General features: G+C 55.0%; 13 protein-coding genes. All 13 read left to right on the top strand.

The annotated features are described in order from the left end of the window. Positions 1–99: 99 nt before the first annotated feature. The 13 genes from RBB82_RS10510 (at position 100) to RBB82_RS10570 (ending at position 15319) form a co-directional block, all read left to right on the top strand. The gene (locus RBB82_RS10510) at positions 100–960 is read left to right on the top strand and encodes a cytochrome c3 family protein (RefSeq protein WP_433975080.1); all 861 of its coding nucleotides are present in this window, start codon (positions 100–102) and stop codon (positions 958–960) included. Beyond that, on the top strand, positions 957–4163 hold the full coding sequence (locus tag RBB82_RS10515) for a TAT-variant-translocated molybdopterin oxidoreductase (RefSeq protein ID WP_433975081.1): 3207 nt from the start codon (positions 957–959) through the stop codon (positions 4161–4163). Before RBB82_RS10510 ends, RBB82_RS10515 begins: the two co-directional genes overlap by 4 nt. Next, positions 4163–5605, top strand: a complete 1443-nt coding sequence (gene nrfD, locus RBB82_RS10520) for an NrfD/PsrC family molybdoenzyme membrane anchor subunit (protein WP_433975082.1) — start codon at positions 4163–4165, stop codon at positions 5603–5605. The genes RBB82_RS10515 and nrfD overlap by 1 nt, the downstream gene beginning before the upstream one ends. Beyond that, the gene (locus RBB82_RS10525) at positions 5605–6147 is read left to right on the top strand and encodes a DUF3341 domain-containing protein (RefSeq protein WP_260735716.1); all 543 of its coding nucleotides are present in this window, start codon (positions 5605–5607) and stop codon (positions 6145–6147) included. Before nrfD ends, RBB82_RS10525 begins: the two co-directional genes overlap by 1 nt. A 7-nt stretch (positions 6148–6154) precedes the next feature. Continuing rightward, entirely contained in the window at positions 6155–6940 is a 786-nt protein-coding gene (locus tag RBB82_RS10530) for a c-type cytochrome (RefSeq protein WP_433975083.1), read from the top strand. Positions 6941–6973: 33 nt separating this feature from the next. Next, the gene (locus tag RBB82_RS10535; RefSeq protein WP_433975084.1) at positions 6974–8311 is read left to right on the top strand and encodes a hypothetical protein; all 1338 of its coding nucleotides are present in this window, start codon (positions 6974–6976) and stop codon (positions 8309–8311) included. Continuing rightward, positions 8301–8993: a hypothetical protein gene (locus RBB82_RS10540; protein WP_433975085.1), complete on the top strand. Its 693-nt coding sequence runs from the start codon at positions 8301–8303 to the stop codon at positions 8991–8993. The genes RBB82_RS10535 and RBB82_RS10540 overlap by 11 nt, the downstream gene beginning before the upstream one ends. Positions 8994–9033: 40 nt before the next feature. Then, positions 9034–9933 (top strand): SCO family protein, encoded by a 900-nt coding sequence (locus tag RBB82_RS10545; protein ID WP_433975086.1) that lies wholly within the window; start codon positions 9034–9036, stop codon positions 9931–9933. Between the two features lie 9 nt (positions 9934–9942). Next, a complete protein-coding gene (coxB, locus tag RBB82_RS10550; RefSeq protein ID WP_433975087.1) occupies positions 9943–10986 on the top strand; it encodes a cytochrome c oxidase subunit II in 1044 nt (347 codons plus the stop codon). Further along, positions 10983–12656: a cytochrome c oxidase subunit I gene (locus tag RBB82_RS10555; RefSeq protein ID WP_433975088.1), complete on the top strand. Its 1674-nt coding sequence runs from the start codon at positions 10983–10985 to the stop codon at positions 12654–12656. Before coxB ends, RBB82_RS10555 begins: the two co-directional genes overlap by 4 nt. Further along, entirely contained in the window at positions 12649–13413 is a 765-nt protein-coding gene (locus RBB82_RS10560) for a cytochrome c oxidase subunit 3 (protein WP_433975089.1), read from the top strand. The genes RBB82_RS10555 and RBB82_RS10560 overlap by 8 nt, the downstream gene beginning before the upstream one ends. Positions 13414–13455: 42 nt before the next feature. Further along, a complete protein-coding gene (locus RBB82_RS10565; protein ID WP_433975090.1) occupies positions 13456–13791 on the top strand; it encodes a cytochrome C oxidase subunit IV family protein in 336 nt (111 codons plus the stop codon). A gap of 133 nt (positions 13792–13924) precedes the next feature. Beyond that, positions 13925–15319, top strand: coding sequence for a deoxyribodipyrimidine photo-lyase (locus RBB82_RS10570; protein WP_433975091.1), 1395 nt, complete (start codon positions 13925–13927; stop codon positions 15317–15319). Positions 15320–15474 lie beyond the last annotated feature (155 nt).

Below are 15474 nucleotides of genomic sequence, written 5' to 3' on the forward strand. Positions count from 1 at the left end.
TGGAGAATGCCTGGCAAACGTAGTCGGATGAAGCATAACCATTGACAGCAACTTCTCAACCCTGAGCTCAGGTAATGCAGAGGAAGCAGGAACGCACTCATGGCGCAAGTTTTTGACCGCAGTTCGAACGCGCTGGCTCGATTCAGCCTGGTATTGACGGGCGTAATCGTCATCGCGCTCGGCGTAACCCTGGACCAGCTACAACGATCACCGTGGGTGACGCGGCAGGGCCAGCGGCCGGATCAGCCGGTACCGTTCAGCCACAAACACCACGTTGAGGGACTCGGCCTGCAATGCCAGTACTGCCATACGCAGGTGGAGAAGGCTGCGTATGCGGGTATTCCTCCGACGAAGACCTGCATTAACTGCCACGCGCAGATCTGGACGAATGCAGAGTTGCTTGAGCCGGTTCGTCAGAGCTGGGCGACTGGAGCTTCGATCCAGTGGATCCGGGTGCATGACCTGCCGGACTATGTCTATTTCAATCACGAGATTCACGTAAACAAGGGCATCGGCTGCGCAAGCTGTCACGGACGCGTCGATCAGATGCCGTTGATGTATCAGCAAAACACGCTGCAGATGGAGTGGTGCTTGAACTGCCATCGCAACCCTGTGGTGAATCTGCGGCCTACCAGCGAGATTTACAACATGACCTGGGCCGGGCCTTCGAGCGAGAAGCCGGTGTGGTGTACGAGCACAACGACAACTGGCGGGCCGACCGCGCAGAACGTCAGCTGCACGACGACGAATCCTGCGGGCAAATCTCCTGAGGTTGCGATGCTGCAGATGAATACTGAATCGAATGGCCCAACGTCTAGCGATGTGCCGCCACTTGGAATTGCGATGCCCGCCAGCTATCAGAAGTTCACAAGCCAGATCGACCTGGGCAAATATCTAACGGCTCAGTACCACATTCGCAATCCGGAACAGCTGTCGAGTTGCGAGACGTGCCACCGATGATGAAGACGACTGGATTCGAAACGACTGGGAACGGAACAGAAGAGACGATGGCTGAGATGAAAGTACCGGCAGGACAACCCGTAGTGGTCACGCAGATCGCACCGGCGAAGATGACGCTTGCTGAGGTTCGTGCCAAACTGGACGGCCAGACGGGCCGGCGCTTCTGGAAGAATCTGGACGAACTGGCGGAGACGCCTGCGTTCCACGAGTTGATGGCGGAGGAGTTTCCCCGCCAGTCGACGGAGTGGGTCGATGCGGTGAGCCGGCGCGGATTTTTGAAGGTAATGGGCGCGTCGCTGGCGCTGGCCGGATTGGCTGGCTGCACGAAACAGCCGGATGAGGCGATCTTCCCGTACATCAAGCAGCCTGAGGATCTGGTTCTCGGCAAGCCGATGTACTTCGCTACTGCCTTTCCGTTCCCGACCGGGGCGATTCCGGTATTGATCAAGTCGGATTCGTTCCGTCCGATCAAGGTAGATGGAAATCCTGAGCACCCGGTCTCGAAGGGCAAATCGGACGCTTTTACCCAGGCAACGCTGCTTGATCTGTATGATCCCGATCGCTCGCAGCACGTGCTGCACCGCGGTGAGGTTTCGTCGTGGGGTGAGTTCCAGCAGGCGTTTGCGACCGCGGCGAAGAAGACGTCTGGCGGGCAGGGTATCTATTTCCTGAGCGAGACGATTACCTCACCAACGCTGGCTGCGCAGTGGAAGCAGGTGGAGGCGGCTTATCCGCAGGCGAAGATGGTGCAGTGGGAGCCGGTGAATCAAGACTCCTCGCGCGCGGCTTCGAAGGCGGCGTTCGGTAGCTATACGGACGCACAGTACAAGCTGGAAGAGGCAGACGTCATTCTTTCGCTGGATGCCGACTTCCTTGGCGGTATCGCCTACCCGGGATTTTTACCGTTGGCTGCCGGGTATGCCGAGCGGCATCGGTACGAAGTAGGCAAGACGATGAACCGTCTGTACGTCGTCGAGACTATGCCGACGGTGACCGGGTTCAAGGCGGAGCATCGGCTGGGTCTGAAGCCGAGTGAGATTACGACTTTTGCCTTGGCGCTGGCGAATGGCGCGGCTCCGCAGAGTGCCACGGCCGAGCAACAGAAGTTTTTTGCTGCGCTAAGCTCTGATTTGAAGAACAGTGGCGGCAAGTGCGTTGTCATTCCTGGTGAGCAGGCTTCGCCAGCGGTTCATGCGGCAGCTTATGCGCTGAACTCTTCGCTGGGTGCGGTCGGCAAGACAGTCATCTATACCGAGACTGTGAATCCGATGCCGAGTGAGCAGGTGGCTGATCTGAAGTCGCTGGTTGCCGATATGAGGGCTGGCAAGGTGCAGTGGCTGGTGGTCCTCGGCGTCAACCCGATCTACTCGGCACCGTGGGATCTGGGATTCCGGGATGCCTTTGCGAACGTTCCGGTGACAGTGCAGCTTGCATCGCATGTGGATGAGACAGGCGTGATCTCAAACTGGCATATCAATAAAACGCACTACCTCGAGAGCTGGTCCGATGCGCGTACGTATGACGGAACGATCTCGATTATTCAGCCGATGATCGATCCGATGTATGGCGGCAAGTCGGCGCATGACGTGCTACAGGCATTGCTCGCTGATCCGCAGCAGTCGGCTTACGACGTTGTCGTTGCGAATGCAAAGACATACATCAAAGGCGACTTCGCCGCTGGTTGGCGTAAGGCGTTGCACGATGGTTGGGTAGAAGGAACTGCGTTCACGGCGAAGGCCGGTGGTGCGGGTAAGAGCGCCGTGGCATCTCTCCCGTCAGCTGCAGCGACTAGTGGCCTTGAAATTTCCTTCCGGCCAGATCCTTCGATCTATGACGGTCGTTTCGCAAACGTTGGCTGGTTACAGGAGCTTCCCAAACAGGTGACCAACCTGAGCTGGGACAATGCAGCGATCATGAGCATCAACACGCTGGCGGAGCTGAAGCTTGATGAGTCCGACCCGGTGAAGATCTCGCTCAACGGACGAGAGGTAATTGCGCCGGCGCTGATGATCCCTGGTCATCCGGACGGCGTGATCACGGTTCACCTTGGCTTTGGTCGCGGCGTTGAGGCTGGTCGTGTTGGTCAGGGCGTCGGATTCGATGCTTACCAGATCCGTACTGTGGATGGGCTCTTGTCCGTTTCGGGTGCGACGGCAAAGAAGGTTCCGGGAACGTATGACCTTTGCATCACGAAGGTCCACAACATCGAACACCGCGGCAGCTTCGCTCAGCACGATCTGGAGAAGCCGCTTTCTGATAAAGACGGTGTCTATTCGCTGGCCGGACACGAGGCAGAGGAGCGGTCGATCATTCGATACGCAACTCTCGAAGAGGTAAAGAAGAATCCGAACTTCGCGCATGAAGGTGGCGCGAGCGGCACTCTGATCGACAAGGTTGGTTATTCGCCACAGGGCGAGACTATTCCGAAGAGCAACTCTTTCTTTCCTGACGCTTGGAACTACGAGAAGCAGGACCCCTCGACGCTGAAGATTCAGAACGCGTGGGGAATGGCGATCGACCTGAACAGCTGCATTGGCTGCAATGCCTGCATCGTCAGCTGCTATGCAGAGAACAACGTTCCCGTAGTTGGCCGCGAGCAGGTGAAGGTCGGACGTAATATGCAGTGGCTGCGGATCGACACTTACTTTGAGGGTGATCTGCATGCCCCGAAAGCACACTTCCAGCCGATGGCGTGCCAGCACTGCGAGAATGCAGGTTGCGAACAGGTTTGCCCGGTAGGTGCAACGGTGCATACCCCGGAAGGTCTCAACACGATGGTTTATAACCGTTGCGTTGGAACTCGCTACTGCTCCAATAACTGCCCGTACAAGGTTCGCCGGTTCAACTTTCTGCTGTACTCGGACTTCGACACGGAGAGCCTCAAGTTCATGAGGAATCCCGATGTTTCGGTTCGTTCGCGTGGTGTGATGGAGAAGTGCAGCTACTGCGTACAGCGGATTGAAGCGGCAAAGATCACAGCGGACAAGGAAAACCGCGAGATTCGTGATGGTGAAGTAGTGACGGCATGCCAGCAGGCCTGCCCGACCAACGCTATTACTTTCGGCAATATCAACGACAAGGCAAGCAAGGTGGCAAAGCTCAAGGCTGAGGAGCGCGATTACCAGGTACTCGCTGACCTCAACTTCCGTCCGCGCACGACCTATACGGCCGGAGTCATCAACCCGCATCCGGAGCTGGCATAATGGCGACCAAAGGACCCATGCAAGACCCGATCGTCGATCCTATGATCGAGCCGCGTACTGGCGAGTATGCGGTTATTGCGCCGGGCCATAACTTCAAGTCGGTCACGCAGAAGATTGCTGGAATCGTACTGACGTCGAACACCCCGCTGGGGTGGTTCTTTGGCCTGATTGTTGGGGCAGGCGTTGCGATGGGCCTCGTCATCGGGTGCACGTGGCTGTTTCTGAAGGGCGTTGGAATCTGGGGTGTTACGATTCCCGGAGCCTGGGGATTCGCCATTATCAACTTTGTGTGGTGGATCGGTATCGGCCACGCAGGAACCCTGATCTCTGCGATTTTGCTGTTGTTCAAGCAGACATGGCGTAACTCGATCAACCGGTTCGCCGAGGCGATGACGATCTTTGCAGTCGTCTGCGCCGGAACGTTCCCGTTGATTCACGTTGGGCGTCCATGGCTGGCATACTGGCTCTTCCCTTACCCGAACACGATGAACGTGTGGCCGCAGTTCCGCAGCCCGCTCGCCTGGGACGTGTTTGCAGTGTCAACGTATGCGTCGATCTCGATCATCTTCTGGTACATCGGAATGATCCCGGATTTCGGAACATTGCGCGACCGGGCGACGATGCCGTTGGCGAAGTACTTCTACGGTATGTTGAGCCTGGGATGGCGCGGATCGACTCGGCATTGGATCCGGTATGAGTCGGCTTCCCTGCTGCTCGCAGGACTTTCAACGCCGCTGGTGCTCTCGGTACACACGGTCATCAGCTTCGACTTCGCGGTGGCGGCGCTCGCAGGCTGGCATACGACGATCTTTCCGCCGTACTTCGTTGCGGGCGCTGTGTATTCAGGATTTGCGATGGTGTTGACGCTGGCAATTCCGATCCGCAAGTTCTACCACATGGAAGATCTGGTCACGCTGCGTCACCTGGACAACATGGCAAAGGTGATGCTCGCTACCGGTTCGATCGTGGCCTATGGATACGGCATGGAGGTCTTCATGGCGTGGTTCTCGGCCAGCCACTGGGAGTTCTTCATGATGTGGAACCGTATGTTTGGGCCAATGGGCTGGGCGTACTGGATCCTGATCCTGACCAATATTGCGATTCCGCTGACTACGTTGTGGTCGCGCAAACTGCGCGTGAACGTTGTGTGGCTGTTTATCCTGTCACTCATCGTCAACACGGGTATGTGGTTTGAGCGTTTCGTAATCGTTGTGACGAGCCTGTATCGCGAGTATCTGCCGTCGAGCTGGGGTACCTACCGGGCGACGAAGTGGGACTACATGATCTATGTGGGAACGATGGGATTGTTCACCTTCCTGTTCTTCCTGTTTGTTCGATTCCTGCCGATGATTCCGATGTCCGAGATTCGAATGATGCTGCCGCAGACCAAGGTCACCCGCGGCGGACCCGATGCTGAGACAGTCAGTAAGGAGACCGTTTAATGCCGCCCCGCGAAGGAGTTTACGGATTGCTGGCCGAGTTCAATACGCCCAGTGAGTTAGTGCATGCCACCGAGGAGGCGCGCCGCGCCGGCTATCGCCGAATGGAGTGCTATACCCCTTATCCTGTGGAAGAGGCGGCTGAGGCACTCGAGTTCCATAAGACACGCGTTCCTATGGTGTGTTTGATTGGCGGTCTTATGGGCGTTACGACTGCGTTTCTGATGGAGACCTGGATCAATGTATGGGCCTATCCACTGAATATTGCAGGGCGACCGTTGTTCTCGTGGCCAGCGTTCATTATCCCGGCCTATGAGTGGACGATTCTATTCGCCGGTTTCTCGGCGGCATTGGGAATGCTGGCACTGAATGGCCTGCCCCAGCTCTATCATCCTGTCTTCAACGCGCCGAACTTCAGGAACGGCGCTACGACAGACAAGTTCTTTCTGTGTCTCGAGGCGGTCGATCCCAAGTTTTCGCTCAGCGAGACGCGAGCGTTCCTCGAGCAGTTCCCTGCGGTCTCCGTGGTGGAGGTGGATCATTAATACGCAAGTGAGATTGACATCCCGACGCATGACCTTCGCCACAGCCGCTCTGTCGCTGTTCGTTGTGGTGGGTTGCCGTCAGGATATGCATAATCAACCGAAGTTCTTCCCGCAACGCGGTACGGATTTCTATGCCGATGGCCGCTCGGTGCGCCCGCAGGTCGAGAATACGGTTGCGCGGAATCAGCTGCATGAAGATGCGTACTTTTACACCGGTCTGGTGAATGGGAAAGAAGGCGACGGGTTGCCTTTCCCAGTGACACAACAAGTGTTGGAGCGCGGACAGGAGCGATACAACATCTACTGCACACCGTGTCACTCGCGGGTGGGTAATGGTATCGGGATGATTGTTCAGCGCGGGTATATGAAGGCTGGCAGCTTCCATTCGGCGCGGCTCGAATCGGCTCCGCTCGGCCACTTCTTTCATGTCATCTCGAATGGATATGGCGCGATGCCTGACTATTCCTCGCAGATTGTGCCGGCGGATCGGTGGGCAATTGTTGCCTACATTAAGTCACTGCAGTTGAGTCAGAAAGCGACGCTGGCCGATGTTCCCGTGGGAGCCCATGTTGAGCCATTGGCCAGCATCTCTGAGCGTGAGGGCTTGCCGGCCTCATTTGCAGACGAGTGGACTTTGCCCCCAACCGCAGTGACTGGAACGCCTGACAATGGGCTATTTGTCCTCCCGGCGCCAGGCTCTGGATCTCCCGCGACGGGAGCAGTTGCTCCGTCACGTTCTAACGCTGTTCCTCCGGCAGGCAGTTCCGCCGGACAAACCGTACCGAAGCAGTAACCTCGGAAGCTTCCGAATGAAGGCTTGAAACGCATGTCATCTGGACACGAATATTACGGAGAAGCAGGCGGCCACCACGATCATCATGGGCCGAAGACATTGCCTGCATCGCTTGCTGCACCGGAGGTTCTCTCCGCATGGCGGATACGTGCGCTGATCGTCTTCGTAGTCGCCACGCTTCTCACGGTTGCCTTTGCCTTTAGCCACGAGGGTAAGAACCACATCCTGCGCGCTTATCTGATGGGCTACATGATCTGCTTCAGCTTCGCTGGCGGTGGGCTGGTGCTGCTGATGCTGCAGTATGTCAGCGGCGGTAAGTGGGGTCTGCTGCTTCGGCGTCCGCTGGAGGCGATGACCCGCACGATCTGGCTGGTTGGTTTGATGTTCGTGCCAATCATCTTCCTCTGGAAGCACCTCTATCAGTGGGCGGCATTCCCGACCGCAGGAGCTGTGGCTCGGGCGCTATCCAACCACGCGGTTACGCTCGAACAGGCGCTGACGCTGAATGCGAAGCGCAGCATGTTGAACCCGAGTGCGGCGATCATTCAGACGGTCTTTATTTTCGCCATCCTCCTACTCTTAACGTTTCTTCTTAATAAGTGGTCTGTTGAGCGCGATGCTGACCCGGCGCGCGGAACCGAGCCCAGTTTTGACCGTTGGCGCATCAAGTTTGAGAATCTTAGCGGTATCGGGATCCTGATTTACGTCATTCTTCTCACGGATGGCGCTATCGTCTGGATCAAGTCACTGGATATTACGTGGTACTCGTCGATCTGGGGACTTCAGTTCCTGGTTGGACAAGGTTACGCGGTGCTCGCACTGTCTATCCTGACTGTGATTTTGTTATCGCGGGTTGAGCCGATGAAGACGATGCTGAGAGTTACCGAACAGCACGACCTCGGTAAGCTGGCGTTTGCTTTCGTGATGCTCAACATCTACCTTTGCTTCGCGGAGTTTCTGATCATCTGGTCAGGTAATGTTCCGGACGAGATTCCCTGGTATCTGAATCGGATTCACGGTGGCTGGTGGTATGTGTGCACGGCGGACTTCATCTGCCATTGGTTGATTCCCTTCTGTCTGCTGCTGTCGCGTGATTTGAAGCGAAACAAGCAGAAGATGATCTGGTTGACGTGCTTCATGATCTTTGCTCGCTGCGTGGATATGTTCTGGCTGATCGAGCCGAACTTTGCTGATGCTGCCGGGAATCTACGTATCGCGGGCAATGTCGGGATCCTTGCCTACATAACGGTTCCTGTAGCCCTGATCTCGCTGTGGGCCGCCTACTATATGACGCAACTGCAAGCACGTCCTTTGATCAACGTGAACGATCCTCACGTTGAAGAGATGCTGGAGCCTGAACATGCCCACTAACGATCACGAGATGCACCAAACACCAGGACCGCACGACCAGCATGTTCGTGATGCGGAGTCGCCGGGATATGAAACGACAGACGTTAATGCCAGTGGTGTCGCCGTATTTCTGGCTGGTCTGTTTGGATTCGTATTGGTCTTCTTTGTCTTCTGCTTTGTGATGGGTAAGGTCATCAACTCCGCGATTCAGAAGTCGGATGGGCCAACGACGAAGTGGAACAAGTTGTCGGCATTTGCAGGGGCGGAGACGACTGATGGCAAGCGGCAAGATCTTGCCAGCAATCCTGAGATGCAGCAGAAAGAGTTTCAGCAGATGACGTCGACCTTTCCGGAGCCGCGCCTGGATATTGACGACGGTAACCAAGCAACGGCCGATCTGCATGCTCGCGAGGATCTGTTGTTGGACAATTACAGTAGTACTCCTGCTGAAAACGGCTCGATTCGAATTCCGATCTCGAGAGCCATGGAGTTGATTGTGCAACGCGGTCTTCCTGTAAACGCACAGGCGGCAGCAGCAACCACCGAGATGGCTGGGGATGAAAAGCCGGTGGTCCAGGCTCCGCTGACTTCAGGATTTGCTCGAACGGGCTATGAGCTTGAGACGATCGAGGCAAGGGCGCAAAAGATGAATTACGGCAAAGCTGAAGGTGGCTTACATGCTGAACTAGCACCCGCGAAATAAAGCGCTTGGCTGAGCGGATTTAAGATAGAGAAGGGACATTATGAAGAACTGGCGAACAATACGAGGTGGATGGCAGGCGGCGATTCTTTGCTGCACTCTGCTGAGTGCGCCTTTGTTCGCGCAGGTCTCAAGTTATGGCGACAAGCAGAGCGGCGACAACGCGGGGGATCAGTTGCCGCAGGTGCTCCAAAAGGTGGGAGTATCGCAACACCTGAATCAGCAACTGCCTTTGGGTTCATCTTTCGTCGATGAAACAGGTAAGACGGTAAAGCTAGGCAACTACTTCGGAAAGCATCCGGCAATACTCTCGCTGGTGTACTACACCTGCCCTATGCTTTGCTCTGAGGAGTTGGATGGCCTGACGAGTTCGTTGGAGATGGTCAAGCTGAATCCGGGAAAGGACTTCGATGTTGTCATCATTAGCATCGATCCAAGCGACACGCCGGAGCAGGCTGCTAAGTCTAAGGCTCTCTATGTCAAGCGTTATGGACGTCCGGAGACTGCGGGTGGCTGGCATTTCCTGACGGGTCAGCGGCCAGCGATTGACGCTGTAACGAATGCAGTTGGCTTTGGGTATGTTCGCGTTCCGGGACCCGACGGAAAACTATCCCAGTTCGCGCATGCCAGTTCCATCGAGATTGTGACAACGGAGGGCAAGCTGGCTCAGTACTATCTTGGGGTTGAATACTCGCCGAAGGATATGTTACTGGGCTTGATTGACGCATCCGGAAATAAGATTGGTTCCCCTGTTGCGAATATTCTGACCTATTGCTATCACTACGATCCGCAGACGAATAAACACTCGCTTGTCATCGCGCGCGTTGTACAGCTTGGCGGGATGATTACAGTGGCGGGATTAGGCGGATTTATGTTTTTGATGTTTCGAAGAGACGCTAACCTCGCGCGCGAACACGACCTGACGAAGAAAGAGAACGGATAAAGGGTAACGATGCATATCAGTCCAGTCCTGTGGCAATTTTTGGTGAAGTGGCTCAACGCTTCGGCGCTCTTTCCGCGCGAAGCATCGACCATTGCGCCCTACGCTGACGCGCTCTACTTCTTCCTATTGTTGATCACGGTCGTCGGTCTGACGCTGGTGGGCATTCTCATCTTCGGCTTTTCGATCCGCTATCGCAAGGAGAAGCACCCAGTTGCCATTCAGGTGGAGGGTTCGACGCTGCTTGAGGCTACCTGGACCATCATTCCTCTGGCTCTCTTTTTGATTGTGTTTGTCTGGGGCGCGCTGCTTTACTTCCGCATCTATAACCCGCCGACGAATGCGATGAACATCTACGTCGTTGGCAAACAGTGGATGTGGAAGGCGGAGCATCCGGGCGGACAACATGAGATCAATGCATTGCACGTGCCGACCGGCCGTCCTGTTCAGCTAACGATGATTTCGCAGGATGTCTTCCACAGCTTCTCGATTCCCGATTTCCGGGTCAAGCGAGAGGTGATTCCAGGCCGGTATTCGACGGTGTGGTTTCAGGCAACGACTCCGGGGACGTACCATATATTCTGCACGCAGTATTGCGGGACGAACCATTCTCAGATGATTGGCGAAGTGACAGTTCTGACCCCGGATGACTATGACAAGTGGACGCAGGAGTCCACCAGCGGTATGTCGTTGGCGCAAAATGGGGAGAGACTGTTTGCGAGTATGGGTTGCAACTCGTGCCACTCCGGAAGCGCCGCAGCGCGGGGACCGAATCTTGCTGGGGTTTATGGATCGAAGCTTCAACTGGCGAGTGGGTCGCAGGTTCTTGTGAATGATGCTTATTTGCGCGATGCAATTCTGAATCCTTCGCAACACATCACGGCGGGTTATGCGCCGATTATGCCTACGTATCAAGGGCAGATCAGTGAGGACGGCCTGATCGACCTGGTGGAGTACATCAAATCTATACAGAGTAACTATCGTGTGCAGCAGACGCTGACCACGTCAACGTCGAACCAAGCGGCGCCGACAACGCCAGGGGTGGTAAAGCCATGAGTGCAACGAGCTACACAATTGTCAATCTGCCTGACCAGAGAACGGCGACACTGCCGAAGCGCAACTACCTCAACAATGAGGATGGTCTTCTGAGCTGGCTGTTTACCGGCGACCATAAGCGCATTGCAATCCTGTATCTGATCTCGATTACCTTCTTCTTTTTTATTGGTGGTGCATTCGCAGGTCTGATTCGGTTAGAGCTTTTGACGCCGCAACCTGATCTGGTAGCCTCGGACACGTACAACAAGTTCTTTTCCATGCATGGCATCGTCATGATCTTCCTGTTTCTGGTGCCCTCTGTGCCTGCAACGCTAGGGAATTTTCTGATACCGATTATGCTGGGCGCGAAAGACCTGGCTTTTCCGAAGGTCAATCTGCTGAGCTGGTACCTGTACTGGATCGGCGGTCTCTTTACACTTGCGGCGCTGGTACTTGGTGGTGTTGATACGGGTTGGACATTTACGACCCCTCTGTCGACGCACTATCTAAACACTCATGTGGTCACCGCTGCGACTGGCGTCTTTATCATCGGCTTCTCGTCGATATTTACGGGGCTGAACTTCATCGTTACGATCCACCGCATGCGTGCCCCAGGCATGACGTGGTTCCGGATGCCTCTGTTCTGCTGGTCGAACTATGCCGCTTCGATCCTGATGGTGCTCGGTACGCCGGTCTTGGCTATCACTCTCGTTCTTGTTGCTCTTGAGCGCTTGGTGGGGATCGGAGTTTTTGATCCGACAAAGGGTGGCGATCCTCTACTGTTCCAACATCTCTTCTGGTTCTACTCGCACCCAGCTGTGTACATCATGATACTTCCGGGTATGGGTGTGATCTCTGAGGTCATTAGCACCTTCAGCCGTAAGCGTGTGTTTGGATACACAGCAGTTGCGTTTTCCTCTGTGGCGATTGCGCTCTTTGGGTTCTTTGTCTGGGCGCACCACATGTTCATCATGGGAGTGTCGAACTACTCCGCTTTGGTCTTCTCGCTGCTGACTATGCTGGTTGCAGTGCCCTCGGCGATCAAGATCTTCAATTGGGCGTTCACGCTTCAGAAGGGCTCGATCACCTTTGAGACGCCGATGCTGTATGCCTTCGGATTTCTTGGCCTCTTCACGATCGGCGGTATGACTGGGGTGTTCCTTGGCGCGCTAGGCATGGATATCCACCTGACGGAGACATACTTCATCGTGGCTCACTTCCACTTTGTCATGGTGGGCGGGATGCTGATGGCGTTCCTGGCGGGCGTCCACTTCTGGTGGCCGAAGATGACGGGGCGCATGTATCCGGAGTCGTTGTCGAAGCTGGCAGCGGTAACGACTTTCATCGGATTCAACCTCACCTTCCTGCCGCAGTTCATTCTTGGATACCTCGGTATGCCGCGGCGCTATCATGCGTATCCGCCGGAGTTCCAGGTGCTGAACGTTCTCTCGACCGCGGGAGCGACGGTGCTTGGCGTTGGCTATATGCTTCCACTGCTGTATTTGGCGTGGTCGCTGAAGTATGGTGCGATCGCTGGCAACAATCCATGGCAGGCTACCGGACTTGAGTGGCAGATTCAATCGCCACCGCTGACTGAAAACTTTATCGAGACTCCGATCGTGGATCATGAGGCCTATGATTACGAGTGGCTCGCTCACAAGACTGCACAAGAGGTGACGACCGTTGGATAATGCGATCGTAGCTACGCATCCACATACGCATGAGACCGCGATTGCGGCCGAGCACGAGCATATTGTGCTGCCGCAGCACCGCCACCACTTCGAGACACAAGAGCAGCAGCGCGAGGCAGCGACATTTGGGATGTGGCTGTTCCTGCTGACTGAAATTATGTTCTTCGGCGGCCTGTTCTTTGCCTATCTGCTCTACCGAAACTGGTATCACGATGCGTTCGTAGTCTCTTCGAATCAGCTGAGTATTCCATTAGGCGCGGCGAATACGGCAATCCTGATCAGTTCCGGGTTCTTCATGGCGCTTGGAGTGTGGGCAGCCGAAGTCAAAAAGCAGGGCCTGCTTGTTTTATTTCTGGTGCTGACCACAGTATTTGGTGTCGCATTCCTTGGAATTAAGGCGGTTGAATACCACGAGAAGTGGGAGAAACACCATATTCCTGGCGCCAGCTTCGATGTCTCCCAGTTCACCAACCCACAAGCGTACGGTTTGCATGAGAAACCGCTCTCACCTGACATGGCCCAGAAGACGCAGATATTCTTCTTCCTCTACTTCGCTATGACCGGTATGCACGCGTTTCACATGGTTCTGGGGATTGGGCTTTTGTTCTGGCTTACATGGCGCGCCAGACGGGGTGAATTTTCCGCGGGATATGTCGCCCCCATAGAAAATTTCGGACTGTACTGGCACTTCGTCGATATTGTCTGGATCTTCTTGTTTCCTCTGCTCTATCTCATCAACCGACACCCTGGCGTGTAGCCGCGAACCGTAGCCATCGGTTACGGCTGGAAGGAGAAGATCATGTCTGAGTATCACGATCCGTCGAATGTACTTAATCCGGAGCACGCGGATCATCACATTATTTCGCCGCGTACTTACGCGGTTGTCTTTGTAACACTGCTGATTTTTACGGGGATCACAGTCGGGGCAGCGTATGTAAACCTCGGTATATTGAACCCTATCGTGGCTCTCGCTATCGCGAGCTTTAAGGCTGTGGTCGTGATTCTGTTTTTCATGCACGTGAAGTATCAGTCGCACCTCATCAAGTTGACGGTGGCGGCTGGCTTCTTCACGTTCATCGTATTGATCACGATGACGATGAGCGACTACATCAGCAGGGCGTGGGGGCTCTGGTAGTAAAGTTTTCGGTTTTGACAGGGGTGCGGCCAAAGTGGCCGCATTTTTGTTGCTGTGGAAACGGCATGTTTTCGCCTCGTACAATTTGACTATGGGTATTATGCGATCTGCGGCTTCAGAGGATCTTCTTCGATTGTCCAGCGATTCGCGGGTTACTGTGCGACGGGATGGGGCGCCAGATCCAAATGGAAAATGCGTTGTTTACTGGATGCAGCGTGCGCAACGCGGGGTGGAAAACCACGCGGTCGATCTCTCGGTGCGGATAGCCAATCTTCTGGGGTTGCCGCTTGTGGTTTACTTCGCAGGGATCTCAAACTTTCCGCACGCGAACCTTCGGCACTATGTTTTTCTCAATCAAGGACTGCCGGATATCGAGACAGACCTTGCGGCCCGTAATATCACGTTTGTGATGCGGCGAGCACCGCATGAATCACACGAGCAGTTGCTGGCCGATGTGCGCGCCGCTTTTCTGATCGGCGATGAGAATCCTATGCGCGTGCCGGAGCAGTGGCGCAAGCATCTCGCTTCCAAAGCCAGGATTCCGTTCTGGACGGTCGATACGGATGTGGTCATTCCGTCGAAGCTGATGGAAAAGGCGCAATACGGTGCCTATACGATTCGTCCTCGGCTCTATCGGCTTCTGCCGGAGTACCTACACCCCTACGAAAATCTGTACGCTCAACATGAATGGAAGAGACCGCAAGGATTCCAAGCCGATTCTGTTCACGAGGATATGACTCGCGATTGGAAGGACTTGGATCGTAGCGTCGCACCTGTTGAGGCTTGGACCGGGGGCACACATGCAGCACTCAAGCGGCTCAAGATTTTCACCGGGAAGCTTCTTGAGAACTATGACACGGAGCGTAATCATCCGGAGGCAGATGGCACATCCCGCATGTCGCCCTATCTGCACTACGGTCACATTGGACCGATCACCATTGCCCTTGCGGTTGAGGCTGCTGCAAAAGCTCATCCGAGTCTTAAGGGCGCTCGTGACAGCTACTTCAATGAATTGATTGTCTGGCGTGAGCTTGCAATCAATTTCGTTCGCTACACTCCCAACTACGATTCTCCGGATTGCGCAGAGAACTGGGCGAAAGAGAGCATTGCTGCGCACGCTCGCGACGAACGCGAACATGTGTACACGCTACGTCAGCTTGAGAGTGCCGAGACCTATGATGATCTTTGGAACGCGGGTCAGATTCAGATGGTTCGGTATGGCTGGATGCATAACTACGTGCGTATGTACTGGGCGAAGAAGATTCTGGAATGGACGCCGGACATTGCCACAGCAATGAAGTATTGCATCCATCTGAACGACAAGTATTTTCTCGACGGCCGCGATCCGAATGGATACGCGGGGATTGCATGGGCGATCTTAGGCAAGTTCGACCGAGCCTGGGGGACTCGACCGATCTTTGGCAAGATTCGTTATATGTCGGGCGCGTCAACAGGTAAAAAGTTCGATTCCAGGAAGTACATCGCGAATATGGAGATTCTGCCGCGGCAACGCTCGCTCACCTTCTAGCCCTCTTTGTGTTGACAGCATTTCTACATTGAAGAAGAGATGCTTCATTACTGACGATCGTTCAATCTACAACTATGATGAGATGGTCGCGCCGTCGTCGTAATGATAAATTCATGAGATGTGGAGCGATTAGCTCGATTGGAAATAGCTAGGAT

Source organism: Tunturiibacter lichenicola (assembly GCF_051013355.1).
GTDB lineage: Bacteria > Acidobacteriota > Terriglobia > Terriglobales > Acidobacteriaceae > Edaphobacter > Edaphobacter lichenicola_F.

Coding starts and splice junctions, on each gene's coding strand:
- RBB82_RS10525 (WP_260735716.1), top strand. CDS start 5,605: ATGCCGCCCCGCGAAGGAGTTTACGGATTGCTGGCCGAGTTCAATACG.
- nrfD (WP_433975082.1), top strand. CDS start 4,163: ATGGCGACCAAAGGACCCATGCAAGACCCGATCGTCGATCCTATGATC.
- RBB82_RS10535 (WP_433975084.1), top strand. CDS start 6,974: ATGTCATCTGGACACGAATATTACGGAGAAGCAGGCGGCCACCACGAT.
- RBB82_RS10555 (WP_433975088.1), top strand. CDS start 10,983: ATGAGTGCAACGAGCTACACAATTGTCAATCTGCCTGACCAGAGAACG.
- RBB82_RS10515 (WP_433975081.1), top strand. CDS start 957: ATGATGAAGACGACTGGATTCGAAACGACTGGGAACGGAACAGAAGAG.
- RBB82_RS10510 (WP_433975080.1), top strand. CDS start 100: ATGGCGCAAGTTTTTGACCGCAGTTCGAACGCGCTGGCTCGATTCAGC.
- RBB82_RS10545 (WP_433975086.1), top strand. CDS start 9,034: ATGAAGAACTGGCGAACAATACGAGGTGGATGGCAGGCGGCGATTCTT.
- RBB82_RS10540 (WP_433975085.1), top strand. CDS start 8,301: ATGCCCACTAACGATCACGAGATGCACCAAACACCAGGACCGCACGAC.
- coxB (WP_433975087.1), top strand. CDS start 9,943: ATGCATATCAGTCCAGTCCTGTGGCAATTTTTGGTGAAGTGGCTCAAC.
- RBB82_RS10565 (WP_433975090.1), top strand. CDS start 13,456: ATGTCTGAGTATCACGATCCGTCGAATGTACTTAATCCGGAGCACGCG.